Below are 16,409 nucleotides of genomic sequence, written 5' to 3' on the forward strand. Positions count from 1 at the left end.
ACTATTATGATATAATAATTATTATTAGATAATAAATTTATATTTATTAGTAAGGGGAGTTTAAGATGAATAATAGAGTGGAATTAATATATGAAAATAATGAGTATAGCGTTGCTGTTAATGGATCAGTAGTAAATAGGGATAAAGATTTAGAAAATGCTTTTTCACAATTTAAAAGTGTTATAAATAATAATAAAACTGCTGAAGCAAGAGCATGGAATGATATAGTAGAAAAATTTCAAGCATTAAATAATAAAGATTTAGAAATAAATTATGAATTTAGAACAATGAGTTATGGTAATATGAAGTATTTCTATAACATGGGTAAAGTATTTTACATGGCAAATGGTTCTATGATACCACTTATTGGAGGATATGAATTATTTAAGTTTGCTTTAACTGTAGTATGTAATGGAAATATAGAAAAGGCTAATAATTTTGTGGAATTCTGCAAGGACGTAATGTTAGCAAAAGTAAATTATAGAGTTACAGAAGCAAGTATAATAGTTTCTAGTGCAAGCTTTAATTATGGTTCAGCAGAATATAATTTTAATAGTGGAAAAATAAATAAAGGAGCTTCAATAATAAGTGGAAGTTTTGAAGAATTTAAAAATTATGTTTTAGATATAATAAAACCAATGTAAAGGGTGAGAGTTATCTCATCCTTTTTATTTGTTACATTATATATATTAATGTATAATTATTGTGTGAAAAAAATAATGATTATAGTATAGGAGTATAAAAATGACTTTAGAAAAGAAAATTACAAGACTTACAATTAGTATTTTTATTGCAGTAATATTAATTATAAGTATTTTTTCTTTAGTAGTTATAAATAATAAAGTAACTGAAGCAATAGGAAAGAGTCTTATTGATACTGCTTTTGTGGTGGCAGCCAATCCTATGATTCAAAAAGAATTAGCTGATAATGGAGATCCAACACATTTAAAAGTCCAAAACTTTGCTGAAAGAGTAAGACTTAAAACAGGATTATTATTTATAACAGTTATGAATAATGAAGGAATTAGATATTCGCATCCAATTCCCGATAATATTGGAAGAAGATTTTTAGGTGGAGATGAAAAGTTAGTTTTAAGAGAAGGAGAAACCTATGTATCTGAAGGAGAGGGGCATTTAGGCAGATCTATAAGAGGCTTTGTACCAGTACATAAAGATGGTGTACAAGTTGGGGCTGTAGCTGTAGGAATGCTAAAAAGAGATTTACGAGGGGAGGTCAAGGAATATATAAAAGGATTAATACCTGTATTTATAGGAGTTTTTGTTGTTATAATTTTTTTAGCAAAGAAGTTAGCTATTAACATAAAAGAAGATATTTATGGATTAGAGCCAGAAGAAATAGCTATTCAATTAAGAGAAAAAGAATCTATTATCAATAATATAGAAGAAGGATTAATAGCAATAAATAATTCTGGATGTATTACAGTAATAAATAACAAAGCCTTTGAAATACTTAATATAAATTCAAATGATGAAATAGATAGTAAAATAATAAATTTATTATTTGAAGTTATGTATAGAAGAAGTAGAATATTCAATAAGGAAATACGATTAGAAAATAATATAATAATAATGGGAAATTTCTACAGCATTATTGGTGAGTATGGCAAGGTTGTAGGAGCAATTGCGAGCTTTCAAGATTTTACAAAGGTTCATAATATGGCAGAAGAGTTAACAGGAGTAAAGGAGCTAACTTGGAATTTAAGAGCTCAAAATCATGAATTTATGAATAAATTACATACAATAGCAGGACTAATACAATTAGATGAAACTGATAAGGCTTTGGAGTACATTTTCCATACAACAGAAACTAGAGGAATAATAACAGATAATTTAAGTAAAATAAAAGAGCCATCAATACAAGGATTGTTATTTTCTAAATATAATAAGGCGGATGAAATGAAAATAAAATTTGAAGTTGATGAAAAATCATACTTAAAGTTTATTCCTAATAATATAAAAGTACAAGAGATATTGACTATTATAGGAAATCTCTTAGAAAACTCAATTGAAGAACTTAAATCAAGAGAAAATGGATATATATATATTGGAATCTTTCAAGAAGAAAAAATAAAAATAATAGTTAAAAATAATGGAAATAAAATCGCTGATGATACAAAAGAAGAAATATTTAAAAGGGGATTTAGTACAAAAGGAAATTTTAGAGGCCTTGGCCTATATAATATAAAGAACATTATAGAATCATTAAATGGCAGTTTAAAATTAACTTCAGATAAGATTACAACATGGGAGGTAGAAATATAGCAATGAATAAAATTAAAGTTTTTATTGTTGAAGATGACCCAATGGTAAAGGAAATAAATACAAGGTTTCTAGAAAAGCTTGAAGGTTTTATAGTTGTAGGAGATGCAAGTAGCATAGAAGAAGCAAAAATTAAAATTACTAAAGAAAAGGCTGATTTAGTTTTATTAGATATTTTTTTGCCAGATGGAAAAGGTATAGATTTATTAAAATGGATAAGAAGCAAAGAAATAAATATAGATACTATTTTAATTACCGCTGATAAATGTAAATCTTCAGTAGATGAGGCATTTAAGTATGGTGCGATTGATTATTTAATAAAACCATTTAAATTTGAGAGATTTAAGGAAGCTTTATCTAATTATAGGAATAGATTTGTTGAATTAAATAATATAGATAATATAAATCAAGATTATATAGACCAATATATATTAAATATTAATGCTAATTTTCTAGATGAAGAAATACAAGAAAAAGAATTGTGCAAAGGTTTGAGTTTAAAAACATACAATAAAATAATCAATTATATGATCCAAAAGAATGGACAAGATTTGACTGCAGAAGAAATTGCAAAAGGAAGTGGACTAGCTAGAGTAACGGCAAGAAGATATTTAGAAAAGATGGTTGAAGAAGGTAAAGTTGAAATAAATCAGGAGTATGGAAAAATAGGTAGACCAACAAATTATTATATACTTAAAAAATAAGACCAAAAAGACCAAAATAAACAATATGACCACAATATTGATTGTTTATTAATTAACAAATATACTAATGCTGAAAATAACTTAAAGATTAAGGGGAGAATGTTAAATGAAAAAGAAGGTTTTAGCATTAGTAATGTCAGCTTTAATTTTAGTTCCAACAGCTTTAGTTGGTTGTGGTGGAAAAAAAGAAACTGCTGATATAGTTGTAATAGGAGCTGGTGGTGCAGGATTATCTGCTGCTGTACAAGCTAAACAAGATGGAGTACAAAATGTTGTTGTTTTAGAAAAGATGCCAATGGTAGGTGGAAATACAAATAGAGCTACAGGTGGATTAAATGCAGCTGAAACTGAACAACAAAAAGCAAAAGGCATAGAAGATTCAATACAAACTATGTATGATGATACTATGAAAGGTGGATATGAAAAAAACAATCCTGAATTAGTTGAAAAGTTATCAAATGAAGCTAAAGAGTCAGTTGCATGGTTAACTGATTTAGGTGCTGATTTATCAGATGTTGGTAGAATGGCAGGAGCTACAAATTATAGAACTCATAGACCAACAGGGGGAGCAGCTGTAGGAGCTCATTTAGTTGATACATTAAAGGCATCAGCTGAAAAAGAAAAAGTTGATTTAAGATTATGGAATGAAGCAAAAGAAATAGTTTTAGATAAAGATGGTAATGTTTCAGGAGTAAAGGTTACTGATAAAGAAGGAAAAGAATATACTATAAATACAAAAGCTGTAGTTATTGCAGCAGGTGGATTCTCAGCTAATCAAGAAATGGTAGTTAGTTATAAAGAAGATTTAAAAGGATTTGCAACAACTAACCATAACGGAGCTACTGGTGATGGTATAGTTCTTGGAGAAAATGTTGGTGCTGATTTAGTAGATATGAAGGAAATTCAAACTCATCCAACAGTTGTTCCAGAAAAGGCTGTAATGGTAACAGAAGCTGTAAGAGGTAATGGAGCAATTCTTATTAATAAGGATGGTAAAAGATTTACAAATGAATTATTTACAAGAGATGTAGTTTCAAAGGCTATATTAGATCAAAAAGATGGAGTAGCTTATCTTTTCTTTGATGAAGGATTAAGAAAGAGCTTAAAAGCAACTGAGGAATACTTCAATATGGGATTAGTTACAGAAGCGGATTCAGTAGAAGAACTAGCAGAAAAATTATCAATAGATAAGAATACAATGGCTGAAACAATTAATAAGTACAATGAAGCAGTTGCAGCTAAAAAAGATTCAGAATTTAATAGGGAAGACCTTCCAAGACAATTAAATGAAGGGAAAGTATATGCTATACCTGTAACTCCAGCTGTGCACCATACAATGGGTGGATTAAAGATAAATACAAATGCTGAAGTTTTAAATAAAGATGGAAATGTAATTCCTGGTTTATTTGCAGCAGGAGAAGTAACTGGTGGAGTTCATGGTGGAAATAGATTAGGTGGAAATGCATTAGCTGATATAGTTACTTTTGGTAGAACAGCAGGAAAGAATGCAGCAACATTTATTAAATAGGATTTAATTGTAGGAGGAATAAAAATGAAGAAAATAACTGCAATATTAAGCACAATAGCATTATCAGCAACTTTGTTAGTTGGCTGTGGTGGTGGAAAATACACTGATGGAACATATACAGGTGAAGGTCAAGGAGCTTCTGGAGCAATAAAGGTAGAGGTTAAAGTTGAAAAAGGAAAGATATCTGAAGTAAATTTAGTTGAACATAACGAAACTAAGACTTTAGTTGATGGTGTTAAAGATAATTTAGTTCCAGAAATAATTGAAAAGCAAAGTACTGAAGGTATTGAAGCTATATCAGGAGCAACTAATTCATCAAAAGGTGTAATAGAAGCTGTTAATAAAGCTTTAGAATCAGCAGTAAAATAAAAATTATCCCTTAAAATTTATAAATAGACAATAGGTAGATTTTAACAAGCAAAATCTACCTATTTTTTTATTGAAGTTTAATTATCTTATATTCCATGGACTTAAAGTTTATAGAATTATGTTTGTTTATATTAATTAAAGATTTATTTATTAAATCAAAACCATTTATATCAAAATTTAATTTAGCATCTATATCTTTAGTATTTTTATTTAAACATATTAAAATTGATTCATTAGGTAACTCTCTTTTAAAAATTAAAAGATTATCTTTATAATAAATAGGAGTAAATGTACCATAAATTAAAGATTTATATTTTTTTCTAAGATTTATTAATAATTTATATAAGTCTAGTAAATCATTATTTTGTTTAGAAGTGTCCCAAATCATACATTTTCTATTAAGTGGATCATCTTCTCCAGTTAATCCAATTTCATCACCATAGTAAATATAAGGTACACCTATATAGGAAAATTGAAAAACTAAGGCAAGTTTCATAGATGAACTATCAAATTGACATTCATTAATGAATCTCTTAGTGTCATGACTACCTAATAAGTTCCACATTTGACGTGATATACTATTCATATATAACATTCTATTTTCAGATAAGATATTCAAAAAATCTTCTGAATCTATTATTCCTTTAGCAAAAAAATCTACACATGCATTTTTAAAAGTGTAATTCATAATACAATCAAATTCATCACCTCTTAAAAAATTAAATCCATTATGGAATATTTCACCGATTATTATTAAATCTTTGTTTAGTGATTTAATTCCTTTTCTAAAGTTTTTCCAAAAATTATGACTAACTTCATCACTTACATCTAATCTCCAGCCATCTATTCCAATTTCATTTATCCAGTACTTACCAACATTAATAAAATAATCTTGAACCTCTTCATTTGAAGTATTTAATTTTGGCATTTCTCGTATATTATTTGCAAAAGTATAGTAATTAATTTTTTCTTGATCAATAGGAAAGCTATTTATAATATACCAATCCTTATATTTTGAATTTTCACCATTTTTTATAACATCTTGAAAAGCAAAAAAGTCATCTCCTGAATGATTAAATACAGCATCAAAAATAACTTTAATACCCTTTTCATGGCATTTATCTATTAAAGATTTGGCTATTACAGTATCACCAAATGCTTCGTCGATTTCATAGTAATTGCAAGTATTATATTTATGATTAGAGCTAGATTTAAATACTGGAGTAAGGTATAGTAGATTTATTCCTAAAGATTCAATATAATCTAATTTATCTATTATCCCTTGTAAATTTCCGCCTAATACAGATTTAGAATTTATATTTTCATCTCCCCATGAAGTTGTAGTATTAGGATTATTTATATTAAGTCCTTTACAAAACCTATCAGGGAAAATTTGATATACAATAGATTCTTGTAGATTTTTAACTTCATCATATACATCATCAGGTGAGATATAAGGAAATTGAAATGAATTTGCATCAACACATTCATAAATTGATTTTCTAAAACCTCTTTCATCTAAAATATAAATATTATTATCTTTGTCTATAAGCTCAAAAATATATTTATATCTATTTTTACTAACTGATAAATCAGCTTCATAGTATGAATAAAGTTCTCCTTCAGATATTAAAGACATTTCTTTTTTAATAAAAGGATAATTTCCAAATCTATCTTTATAATAAATATAACAACTATTTAAATCATTTTTAGCAGTACGGATTCTTATAGTTAAGGTATTTGTATTTTTAGCATAAGCATATGGTACATCTGTTATATGATAAACAGCAAACTTATTCATATATATTACTCCTTCTTATTGTGTACTTTAATGAAATTATATCAAAGGATATTGATTAGATTTGTATATTTACAATATAATATGTATATAACTATTATGAAATGTAATTGGGAGAGAAATTATGAATGATGGATATGAAACCTTTGAATCAGATTTTAATATTTTTAGTAACAAGATATCTTTTTTAATAGAATCTAGAAATAAAGAAGAAATTATAAGGATAGTTAAAGAAAAGCATAAATCAGAAGTTAGTGATGATGTTGACAAAGAGCATAAAAGGGATGATTTAATAATTTGGAATGCTGTATATACTAGGGAAATTATAAAGAGTGGAATTTCTAAGAAGTATCTACATCCTATTTATAATAGATTTTATAGGCAAATTAAGGAAGCAAGTAATATAAGTTCATTGCAAGTTATTGAGATAAATATGATAAATGAATATATAGATTTACTAATAAATGATACAGAAGTTACTGATAGCTTTACTGTTAATAAGCTTTTGCAAGCTCTTCATTTAAATATAGAAAATCATACTTCATTAGAAACAATATGTAATAACTTAAATATATCAGTAGGATATGCATCAACATGTTTTAAAAAGCATAAAGGAATATCTATAATGAAATATTTAAGAGAAATAAAAGTTGAAAGAGCTAAAACTTTACTTTTAAGTACTGAAAAGAGCATATTAGAAATAAGTATATTATTAGGATTTCATGATCAAAGTCATTTCACTAATACCTTTAAAAAAATTGTAGGTATGTCACCATCAGAATTTAGAAATAAAAATTATTCAATATAATTACAATTAATTGAATTCAATTTAGTTTAATAATATAATTTAAAATAAGCATTTAAAAATAATATTAAAAAGGGGGCATAAAAATGTCGTTAGAATGGAGTTTAAAAGAAATATATCCATCATTTAATTCTAAAGAGTTTGTTACAGATTTAAAGAAAGTTGATGAGGGAATAGAAGATCTTAAAAATTTTGCAAAATCTACTGATGAAAAATCAAATGATGTAGTAAAATTAGAGGAATTAATAAATAAGTTAGAGAGCATAAATTTACTTATAAATAGAATAGGTGCTTATGCAAATTTAACTTTAAGTACAGATTCAAAAGATGCAGAAGGAAGAAAGTATTTAGATGTTATAAATTCTAAATATAGTCTTTTAGCAGAGCCGCTAACAAAAATTTATAAATGGATAGCAAATATAAAAGATATAGATACTTTAGTAAATTCATCAAATTTATTAAGTAAACATAAATTTTTTATAAATGAAATTAAAGAAAAAAATAAATACATGCTAAGTGAAAAAGAAGAAGCTATAATTGCTAAAATGAGAAATACCGGTTCAGATGCATGGTCAAATTATAAGGATTATTTAATATCAACACATAAAGTTGATATTAATATTGATAATGAAGATAAGTCATTACCATTAACGGTAGTACTAAATATGGCTTATAGCCTAGATTCAGAATTAAGAAAAAAGGCATATGAAGCAGAAATTAAATCCTATGAAAAAATAGAAGAGGGAGTTGCAGCAGCTTTAAATGGAATTAAAGGAGAAGTTTTAACTACTTCTGAGCTTAAGGGATATAAATCACCTCTTCATATGACATTAGAAGAATCTAGGATGGATGAAGATATTTTAAATGCAATGCTTACTGCTATAAAAGAAAGCTTACCTGCTTTTAGAAAATATTTAAGAAGGAAAGCAGAACTTCTAGGTCATAAAAATGGATTACCATTTTATGATTTATATGCACCTGTTATAAATAAAGAAATGAAGTTTTCTTATGAAGAAGGAAAGGCCTTTGTTGAAAAGAATTTTAGAAGTTTTAGCAATAATTTAGCTGACTTTGTTATAAACGCATTTAATAACAATTGGATAGATGTTATGCCTAAAGAAGGTAAAGTTGGCGGTGCTTTCTGTGAAAGTATAAAAGCTATAAATGAAAGTAGAATATTATTAAATTATGGTAATAGCTTTAGTGATGTTGTAACTATGGCTCATGAGCTTGGACACGGATTTCATAGCCATTGCTTAAGCAGTGAAACTGCATTAAATTCAGAATACCCAATGACATTAGCTGAAACAGCATCTAATTTCTGTGAAATATTAGTAAAAAGGGGAGCTGTTAAAAGCGCAACTAAAGAAGAAGCCTTTGCTATTTTAGAAGCAGAAATATCTGATTGTAATCAAGTAATAGTTGATATATATTCAAGATTTTTATTTGAAAGTGAAGTTTTTGAAAAGAGAAAAGAAAGCTCTCTTTCAGTAGAAGAAATTAATAATGTCATGTTAAATGCACAAAAAGAAGCTTATGGAGATGGTCTTGATAATAACTTCTTGCATAAATATATGTGGACTTGGAAGCCTCATTATTATTATGCAACAGCTAACTTCTATAACTTCCCTTACGCCTTTGGAAACCTATTTGCAAAGGGTTTATATGCTGAATATTTAAAGAGAGGCGAAAGCTTCTGCAAGGAATATGAAGAATTATTAGCTGTTACAGGAAAAGAAAAAGTAGCAGATGTAACAAAAATAATGAATATAGATGTTCATGATGTGAATTTCTGGAGAAATTCTTTAAAGCTTATTGAAGAAGATATAGAAAGATTTATTTGTTTAAGTTACGAAATAAAATAAATTTAAATTTTAAGGGATATTTAAAATTTTTTAAATATCCCTTAATTTCAGTTTAATATTAAATATATATTTAATAAGAATATAAAACTAATAAATATATAGTAATTTTATTAGAATTAGTTTTTATTAGTACAATATATTAATGTAAGTTCATTTGAACTATTTCACTCCTACTACCTATTCTTATAGGAGGTCCCCAAGTTCCATAACCAGAAGAAACTACAACATTTAAGTTGTCTTTCTTTAAATAACCATAATCAATTTCAAACATTTTATTTGTAACTAAATTTCCAGGGGTAATTTGTCCTTTATGAGTATGACCAGAAAGTTGTAAATCAATATTGGCATTTAAGCTTTCGTCTATATATTTAGGATTATGATCTATAACAATCATAGCTTTAGAGTTATCAAGATTATGTGTTAAATCTAATAATGAAGCTCTATCATTTTCTGAAAATCTATTTATTGTAATATCATCTCTACCTATTATATAAAGGCTATCATTTATTAAAATAGATTCATCTCTTAAAACTTTGACAGAGTTTTCTTCAAGAATATTTACTATTTGGTTTTCAGCTTTAGTCATTAAATCATGATTGCCAAGTACTGCATAAGTACCATATGTAGATTTAATCTTTGAAAATTCAATTCCCATATTATTAGCTAAAAATGGCTTTATATCGCTATCTATAATATCTCCAGCAATTATTACTATATCAGGATTTAAATCATTAATTTCTTTTATCATATTAGAAAGTCTTTTGTTTTTAATTATATTTCCTAAATGTATGTCAGATACCATAACTACATTTATAGGCTCTTTCAAAGCTTGTTTATCTATATCTATATCAAAAGATTTTACATAAGAACTTTTAGCATTAAAGCTTCCAATTATAGTTATTATAATAAAAATTATAGTAATTAATAGAGTTTGATAAATGTAATATTTATCAGTTAAGTTATTTGATAAGTGTGATTTACTAACTATTATATTTATGATTCCTATAATAGGAAAAGTTAATAAAGCGTACATTAATAATCCCATCCAATAGGAACCAGCTAAATAAAGAAAGTTAGTTAAATTAGGAGATATAAATTTATTAAGTAACATTGAAATTACATATGATAAAGCTAAAGCCCAAAAAATAACCCAAAAAATTAATGGAGAAATTTTGAAAATATAGTTAAAGCCATTGAGCATTTTTCGACCTATATAATAATTTATTAAAAAATATAAAAGTGAAAATATAAGAAAAATAAGTATATATTTAACCTTCAATTTAATCAACTCCAAAAATAAATTTTAGATTATTATAACATAACAGTATTTTTGAACCAAACAAAAAATGAAATAGTGAAGAGTCAAAGAGTTAAGGAGATAATTCACTTACGTTGAATTATTAAAATTGAATGATTATTAAGTTTTTATATTAAGAAAAGTATTAACAAAGATGAAATTAGAAAATAAATGTATTATATGATCCTTATAAATTGTGAGTGATATAAGAATTTCTTGAACAAATAAATTTTTGTAGTGCAGAGTATTATTGTATTAGATTATAGGTTAATGTTATAATGCAGATAAAGAAATGATATGTTGAGGTGAACATTTTGAAAGAGCAAATTACAAGAAGGATATTCAATGGGTTAATATATGTGCATATACTTCATCATGGAAATATAGGTGAATTTTATGGGTCGTGGATGATAGAAGAATTGAAAGAACACGGTTATAATATTAGTCCTGGTACTTTATATCCTTTATTAAAATCAATGGTAGAAGAAAATTTAATAGAAAAAGAGGATAGAAATGTTAATGGGAAAATAAGAAAGTATTATAAAACTACACAAAAAGGAAATAAACTTTTATTAGAATTAAAAAATAATTTGAAAGAATTATTTAATGATATAGAATTGCAGTAAGTTAAGTAAATTTGATTTTACTTAACTTTTTTGTTGCAATAAACTGTGAAAAATGATATTATCGCATTACGATATCGAAATGCGATAATGGGGGTGAAATATTATGAGTATAATAAACAAGAGACAGAGTATAAGAAGATTTAATGAAAAAGAAGTTGAAGTTGAAAAAATAAATAAGATAATTGAAGCAGGAATGTTAGCTCCATCATCAAAAAATAAGCAGCCATGGAGATTTGTTATATTAGATTTGACAAAAGTAAGATACACTTCAATAAATGGTAATTAAAAAGGAGATTTATTATGAATATACTTAGTATAAAAGATGTTTTTTACAATGTGGGTGATTTAGAAATTTTAAAAGGTATATCATTTGATATAGAAAAGGGAGATTGTATATCTATAGTAGGTCAGTCAGGAAGTGGTAAAAGCACATTGTTAAAATTATGTGCAGATATGATTCCTATAACAAGTGGAAATATTTATTTTAATGGGAAATGCTATACAAGATATAATCCAATAGAATTAAGAAAAAAAATAAGTTATTGCTTACAGACACCAGAATTGTTTGGGAAAAGTGTTTGTGAAAATCTAGAATTCCCATTCAAAATAAGAAAAGAAAAAGTGAATAAACAAAGAATTGTAAAATTATTAGAAAGATTCAATATTGATGAAAGTTTTTTAGAAAAGGATATTATTTCATTATCAGGTGGGGAAAAACAGAGAATTTCAATAATAAGAAATCTATTATATACACCAGATATTATTTTACTAGATGAGGCAACATCATCATTAGATTTAGAAAATGCAAAGATTGTTGAGGAATATGTACAGGAGTTAAATAATTTAGGAGTAACTGTGCTGTGGATTACTCATAGTATGGAGCAAAGTGAAAAAATATTTAATAAAAGAATAACTATATCTGAAGGCAAGATAAAATGTATGGAGGTTCTTAGATAATGAATACTATATCATTAATAATAGCTTCAGCTTTAATACTAATACCTATTTTTATATCATATAAAGAAGATTTAGGTTTAGAAAAAGAGATAATAGTAAGTATTTTACGAGCGATTATTCAGTTAATAATAGTAGGTTATATTTTAGAAATTATTTTTGGGCTAGAAAAGTCTATTTTTATAGTGATATTAGTGTTAATTATGATAATAAATGCAGCTGTTAATATAAAGAAAAGAGGAGAGAATGTTAAATATGCTTTAATAATATCATTTTTATCAATTTTGGTTGGTACAACTATTACTATGATGGTTCTCATATTATCGGGAGCTATAAAGTTTACAGCAAATGAAGTTATACCAGTAGCTGGAATGGTAGTTAGTAATTCCATGGTGGCTATTGGATTGAGTTATAGAAATTTGAACAATTCATTTAAAGCTAGAAGAACTGAAATTGAAGTGAAATTATCATTAGGTGCTGATATGAAAGATGCATCTAGTGATGTAATTAAGGAAAGCATTAAAATTTCAATCATACCTACTATTGATTCAGCAAAGACATTAGGGATTGTATCTCTTCCTGGTATGATGACAGGTTTAATACTAGCAGGTGAATCACCACTTATGGCTATAAAATTTCAAATTATGGTTACTTTTATGATTCTTTCATCAGTTTCTATATCAACTATGATGGCAACATATTTAGCATATAAGGGTTTTTATAATAAGAGGAAACAGTTAATATAAACAATAATTATTAAACTATAAATAACCAGAAAAATTAATTAGTTAAGTAGTGGACCAATTTATAAATTGTGATAAAATGAGATAAAAGTAATAAAGCTGGGAGTGGTAAGTATGACTTTAAATCAAGAACAAGCTTTAGTTGTAAATGAATTAGAAAATAACATTTTGCTTCTTGCTTCAGCTGGCACTGGAAAAACTAATACTTTATCAAGTAGAATTTCTAATATTATAAAAAGTAATAAAGCAAAAGCTTCAGAAATATTATGTATAACCTTTACTAATAAGGCTTGTGCAGAAATGAGAGAGAGAATTGAAAAAGTTGTAGGGGAAGAGGCTAAAGACATTACTATAAGAACCTTTCATAGCTTTTGTTATGATTTAATAAAAAGTGATGCAAAGAAAAGGACAGATATATTTACTGATTTTATTGTTTTTGATGAAGAAGACTCTAGAGAAATAATAAAAGAATGTAATTATTACAATTATTCTGTTTTTAAATTACAACAGTTTATAGAGCTGACTAAAATAGAAAGAGCAAAACTTGATTTTTATAGTAATAATATTTTAGATGATTATAGTAAAACTATAGCAAATATATTTAAGTATAATGAAGCTAAGATAAATTCAATTTGTAGTGATAAAGGGATATTAAATAATGAAATGAAGAACTTTTTATTAGAAAAGGGGCATTTCCTAGTTAATTTATATAACTCATTACTTTATAGTAATCATGGGTTAGATTTTGCAGATTTAACTTCAAAGGCAAAAGAAATATTAAAGGATGATAAGTTAGTTTTAAGATTAACAGAAACTTATAAGTATATAAATATAGATGAAGTTCAAGATACAAGTACGCTAGAGTATTTTATAATTGAAAAGATATTTAAAGAAAATAATATTTTACTATGTGGAGATATGTTTCAAACTATTTATGGTTGGAGAGGTTCAGAGCCACAAAAAATACTAGAATTTTATAAGAAAGAGTATAATCCAAGTGAAATAGTATTTTCTAAGAATTACAGATCAACTAAGTTTATAACTAATGGGGCTTTAAGCTTTTTAAAGAATGCTTTTGAATTGCAATATAAATCATTATATAAAAATGAGATATCTTCAGAAACAAAAGATAATGGTGAAAAAATAAAGTTAAAGATGTGCAATAATTTAAGAGATGAAGCTAGATTTATATTTAATGAGGTAAAATTATTAAAAGAAAAGGGGGAAGATATATCAAAGCTTTGTATTTTAAGTAGAGATAATAATTATAATATTAAGTTGAGTAGAGAACTTGGAAGCATAATTGGATATGAAGGTTCTGATTTTGAGTTTATTTTAGTAGATCAATTTAAATTTTTTAGAAGGCAAGAAATAAAGGATATTATAGCTTTTATGAAGCTTATTTCAAATAAGTATGATAATGTAAGCTTAAAGAGAATAGTCAAAAGACTTCCAACAGGAATTGGAGAGAAGACATTTCAAGTTATTGAATCAAAAGAATATAAAGAAGTTGGAATTTCCTTATGTGATTTTATAGATTTAAATGCAAGAAATTATGGAGAAAAATACTCGCTATTAATAAATGAATTTGCGCAAGATAATATAATAGTGTTTGATGTTGAAAGTACAGGAACAGATGTAACAGAAGATGAAATAATACAAATAGCAGCAATAAAGATAAATAAATATGGAGAAGTTATCGATAGCTTTGAAAAGTTTTTGAAAAATAAGAAGTCTGTAGAATCATCATTTAAAGTACATGGATTTAGTGATGAATTTTTAAATGAAAAAGGTGAAGATAAGAAAAAAGTATTAAAAGAGTTTATAGATTTTTCAAAAGGTGCAGTTATAGTAGGCCATAATGTGCAATATGATATAAATATTTTAAATAGTGAATTATATAGAAATAACTTAGATGGACCTAAATTTAAAGCTTTTTATGATACATTAGATATATATAGGAGATTTTATACTAGCTTACCTAATTATAAATTAGAGACACTTAGTAAGATATTTGAAACAAAAAATAAACCAAGTCATGATGCTATGGATGATATATTAGCTACCAGTGATTTATTAGTAAGAGCAATAAATGAAAATTTAATTCCTACATCAATGCAGAGAATAAATTATATGTCTAAGCACTTAAAAGCATTTTCATATATTAGTGATAAACTTAATGAGTTATTTAAGGAAGCTGAACTTAAAAGACCTCAAGATATAATAGTTGATATTATAAATAAATTTAATATAAAAACATTATATTCGGGAAGAGGTATTGAAGCTATTAAAGAAGGAAGAGAAAAAATAGAAAGACTTAGGGATTTTTATGTGCTTGTAAGAGATTTAGATGATAATAAAAAAAGCAATAGAGATTTTTTATTAGATATAATTAAATTAACTGGACTTTCAAATGGAGAACTTGAAAATCTAATTATAAATAGAACTAATAAAAAAAGAATTCCAATAATAACAGTACATCAATCTAAAGGGTTAGAATTTGATAGTGTATTTATAGTAGGGCTCCAAGAAAATACATTTCCATCATATATGTCGATAAAATCAAATAACCTAGAAGAAGAAAAAAGAACATTTTATGTTGCATTAACTAGAGCTAGGAAGCATTTATATTTATTAACTCATTTACATGATGATTATAATAGAAAAAATGAAGTGAGTAGATTTTTAGGATATATAGATAAAGAGCATATAGAACTAGATAATAATTATTAAAAGATACTTATAGTCATTTTAATTAAGTTATAGTATAATAAAAAATATTATATAAGTTACAATGAAGAAAAAAGCTTTCAAGTAAGATATAAACTATTTTATAGATTAATAGTTTAATTGATTAGATTATTATTTGAAGCAAATATAGTGATAGCTGTGAGGGATAAAAATATGAAGTATGATTTAAATGTATATGAATTAGGGCAATTATTAAGTAATATTACAAAGGAATATGATACAGAATTGCTTTCTAAAATAAAATTAAGTGGTGGATGGATGACTATGACGGGTAAAGTATCAGTAGTATCAGTACCAGAAGATAAAGTAGTTTTAAAAGGAAACAATATAATAACGCTAAATATAAAAGATAATGAATGTGAAGGAAGCTTAATAAAAATTACAGGAGCTAAAGATAGTAAATTCAATATTGATATAGCACCAACTAAATATAAGGAATTTGGAGCTACTGGATTAAATTTAAATAAAGTGAAAATAAACGAAAATGAATGTAAGCTTAGAATTGGTGAGGATATGATTTTCACTATTAGAAATGCTTCAGTTAAAAATATATCAAATATAATCGATAATATGTAAATTTTAAGGGAAAATCTATATGGTTTTTCCTTTTTTATTTTATAGATAATTATTTTGTTACGTTTAATTGACTATTGATTATTGACATTAAAAATAAAAATTTAAAAAGGAAA

The 16,409-nt window shown here is 25.8% G+C and carries 15 protein-coding genes; 13 read left to right on the top strand and 2 right to left on the bottom strand.

Going from position 1 to position 16,409, the window contains the following annotated elements; all coding sequences use genetic code 11:
- The first annotated feature begins 65 nt into the window (after positions 1 to 65).
- The 5 genes from J2Z25_RS01055 to J2Z25_RS01075 all read left to right on the top strand — a co-directional run bounded on the left by J2Z25_RS01055 (position 66) and on the right by J2Z25_RS01075 (position 4,881).
- The gene (locus J2Z25_RS01055) at positions 66 to 644 is read left to right on the top strand and encodes a hypothetical protein (RefSeq protein WP_142418889.1); all 579 of its coding nucleotides are present in this window, start codon (positions 66 to 68) and stop codon (positions 642 to 644) included.
- Positions 645 to 744: 100 nt separating this feature from the next.
- Positions 745 to 2,283 carry an ATP-binding protein gene (locus tag J2Z25_RS01060; protein WP_008678160.1) on the top strand — a complete coding sequence of 513 codons (1,539 nt, stop codon included), beginning with the start codon at positions 745 to 747 and terminating at the stop codon, positions 2,281 to 2,283.
- Between the two features lie 2 nt (positions 2,284 to 2,285).
- Positions 2,286 to 2,984 (top strand): response regulator, encoded by a 699-nt coding sequence (locus J2Z25_RS01065; RefSeq protein ID WP_099346620.1) that lies wholly within the window; start codon positions 2,286 to 2,288, stop codon positions 2,982 to 2,984.
- Between the two features lie 106 nt (positions 2,985 to 3,090).
- Positions 3,091 to 4,512: a flavocytochrome c gene (locus J2Z25_RS01070; RefSeq protein WP_035285119.1), complete on the top strand. Its 1,422-nt coding sequence runs from the start codon at positions 3,091 to 3,093 to the stop codon at positions 4,510 to 4,512.
- Between the two features lie 24 nt (positions 4,513 to 4,536).
- On the top strand, positions 4,537 to 4,881 hold the full coding sequence (locus tag J2Z25_RS01075) for an FMN-binding protein (protein WP_209737682.1): 345 nt from the start codon (positions 4,537 to 4,539) through the stop codon (positions 4,879 to 4,881).
- Positions 4,882 to 4,948: 67 nt separating this feature from the next.
- Here the strand turns inward: J2Z25_RS01075 and J2Z25_RS01080 are convergent, their stop codons facing one another.
- On the bottom strand, positions 4,949 to 6,682 hold the full coding sequence (locus J2Z25_RS01080; RefSeq protein WP_209737684.1) for a glycoside hydrolase family 13 protein: 1,734 nt from the start codon (positions 6,680 to 6,682) through the stop codon (positions 4,949 to 4,951).
- A 121-nt stretch (positions 6,683 to 6,803) separates the two neighbouring features.
- On the opposite strand from J2Z25_RS01080, the gene J2Z25_RS01085 reads away from it, so the two are divergent.
- The gene (locus J2Z25_RS01085) at positions 6,804 to 7,487 is read left to right on the top strand and encodes a helix-turn-helix domain-containing protein (protein ID WP_209737686.1); all 684 of its coding nucleotides are present in this window, start codon (positions 6,804 to 6,806) and stop codon (positions 7,485 to 7,487) included.
- An 83-nt stretch (positions 7,488 to 7,570) separates the two neighbouring features.
- Entirely contained in the window at positions 7,571 to 9,349 is a 1,779-nt protein-coding gene (locus J2Z25_RS01090) for a M3 family oligoendopeptidase (RefSeq protein ID WP_209737688.1), read from the top strand.
- A gap of 139 nt (positions 9,350 to 9,488) precedes the next feature.
- Here J2Z25_RS01090 and J2Z25_RS01095 read toward each other — a convergent pair whose 3' ends face one another.
- Positions 9,489 to 10,460 carry a metallophosphoesterase gene (locus J2Z25_RS01095; RefSeq protein WP_245173024.1) on the bottom strand — a complete coding sequence of 324 codons (972 nt, stop codon included), beginning with the start codon at positions 10,458 to 10,460 and terminating at the stop codon, positions 9,489 to 9,491.
- Between the two features lie 500 nt (positions 10,461 to 10,960).
- On the opposite strand from J2Z25_RS01095, the gene J2Z25_RS01100 reads away from it, so the two are divergent.
- From J2Z25_RS01100 to J2Z25_RS01125, 6 genes are all read left to right on the top strand, one after another.
- Entirely contained in the window at positions 10,961 to 11,272 is a 312-nt protein-coding gene (locus J2Z25_RS01100) for a PadR family transcriptional regulator (protein ID WP_209737691.1), read from the top strand.
- 103 nt (positions 11,273 to 11,375) lie between these two features.
- A complete protein-coding gene (locus J2Z25_RS01105) occupies positions 11,376 to 11,558 on the top strand; it encodes a nitroreductase family protein (protein ID WP_097032701.1) in 183 nt (60 codons plus the stop codon).
- A gap of 14 nt (positions 11,559 to 11,572) precedes the next feature.
- Positions 11,573 to 12,229 carry an ABC transporter ATP-binding protein gene (locus J2Z25_RS01110; RefSeq protein ID WP_209737694.1) on the top strand — a complete coding sequence of 219 codons (657 nt, stop codon included), beginning with the start codon at positions 11,573 to 11,575 and terminating at the stop codon, positions 12,227 to 12,229.
- Positions 12,229 to 12,972, top strand: a complete 744-nt coding sequence (locus J2Z25_RS01115) for an ABC transporter permease (RefSeq protein ID WP_209737696.1) — start codon at positions 12,229 to 12,231, stop codon at positions 12,970 to 12,972. The genes J2Z25_RS01110 and J2Z25_RS01115 overlap by 1 nt, the downstream gene beginning before the upstream one ends.
- Positions 12,973 to 13,083: 111 nt before the next feature.
- A complete protein-coding gene (locus tag J2Z25_RS01120; RefSeq protein WP_209737698.1) occupies positions 13,084 to 15,702 on the top strand; it encodes a 3'-5' exonuclease in 2,619 nt (872 codons plus the stop codon).
- A gap of 171 nt (positions 15,703 to 15,873) precedes the next feature.
- Positions 15,874 to 16,296 carry a UDP-N-acetylglucosamine pyrophosphorylase gene (locus tag J2Z25_RS01125; RefSeq protein ID WP_209737700.1) on the top strand — a complete coding sequence of 141 codons (423 nt, stop codon included), beginning with the start codon at positions 15,874 to 15,876 and terminating at the stop codon, positions 16,294 to 16,296.
- Positions 16,297 to 16,409 lie beyond the last annotated feature (113 nt).

Source organism: Clostridium tertium (assembly GCF_017873245.1).
Taxonomy (GTDB): domain Bacteria; phylum Bacillota; class Clostridia; order Clostridiales; family Clostridiaceae; genus Clostridium; species Clostridium tertium.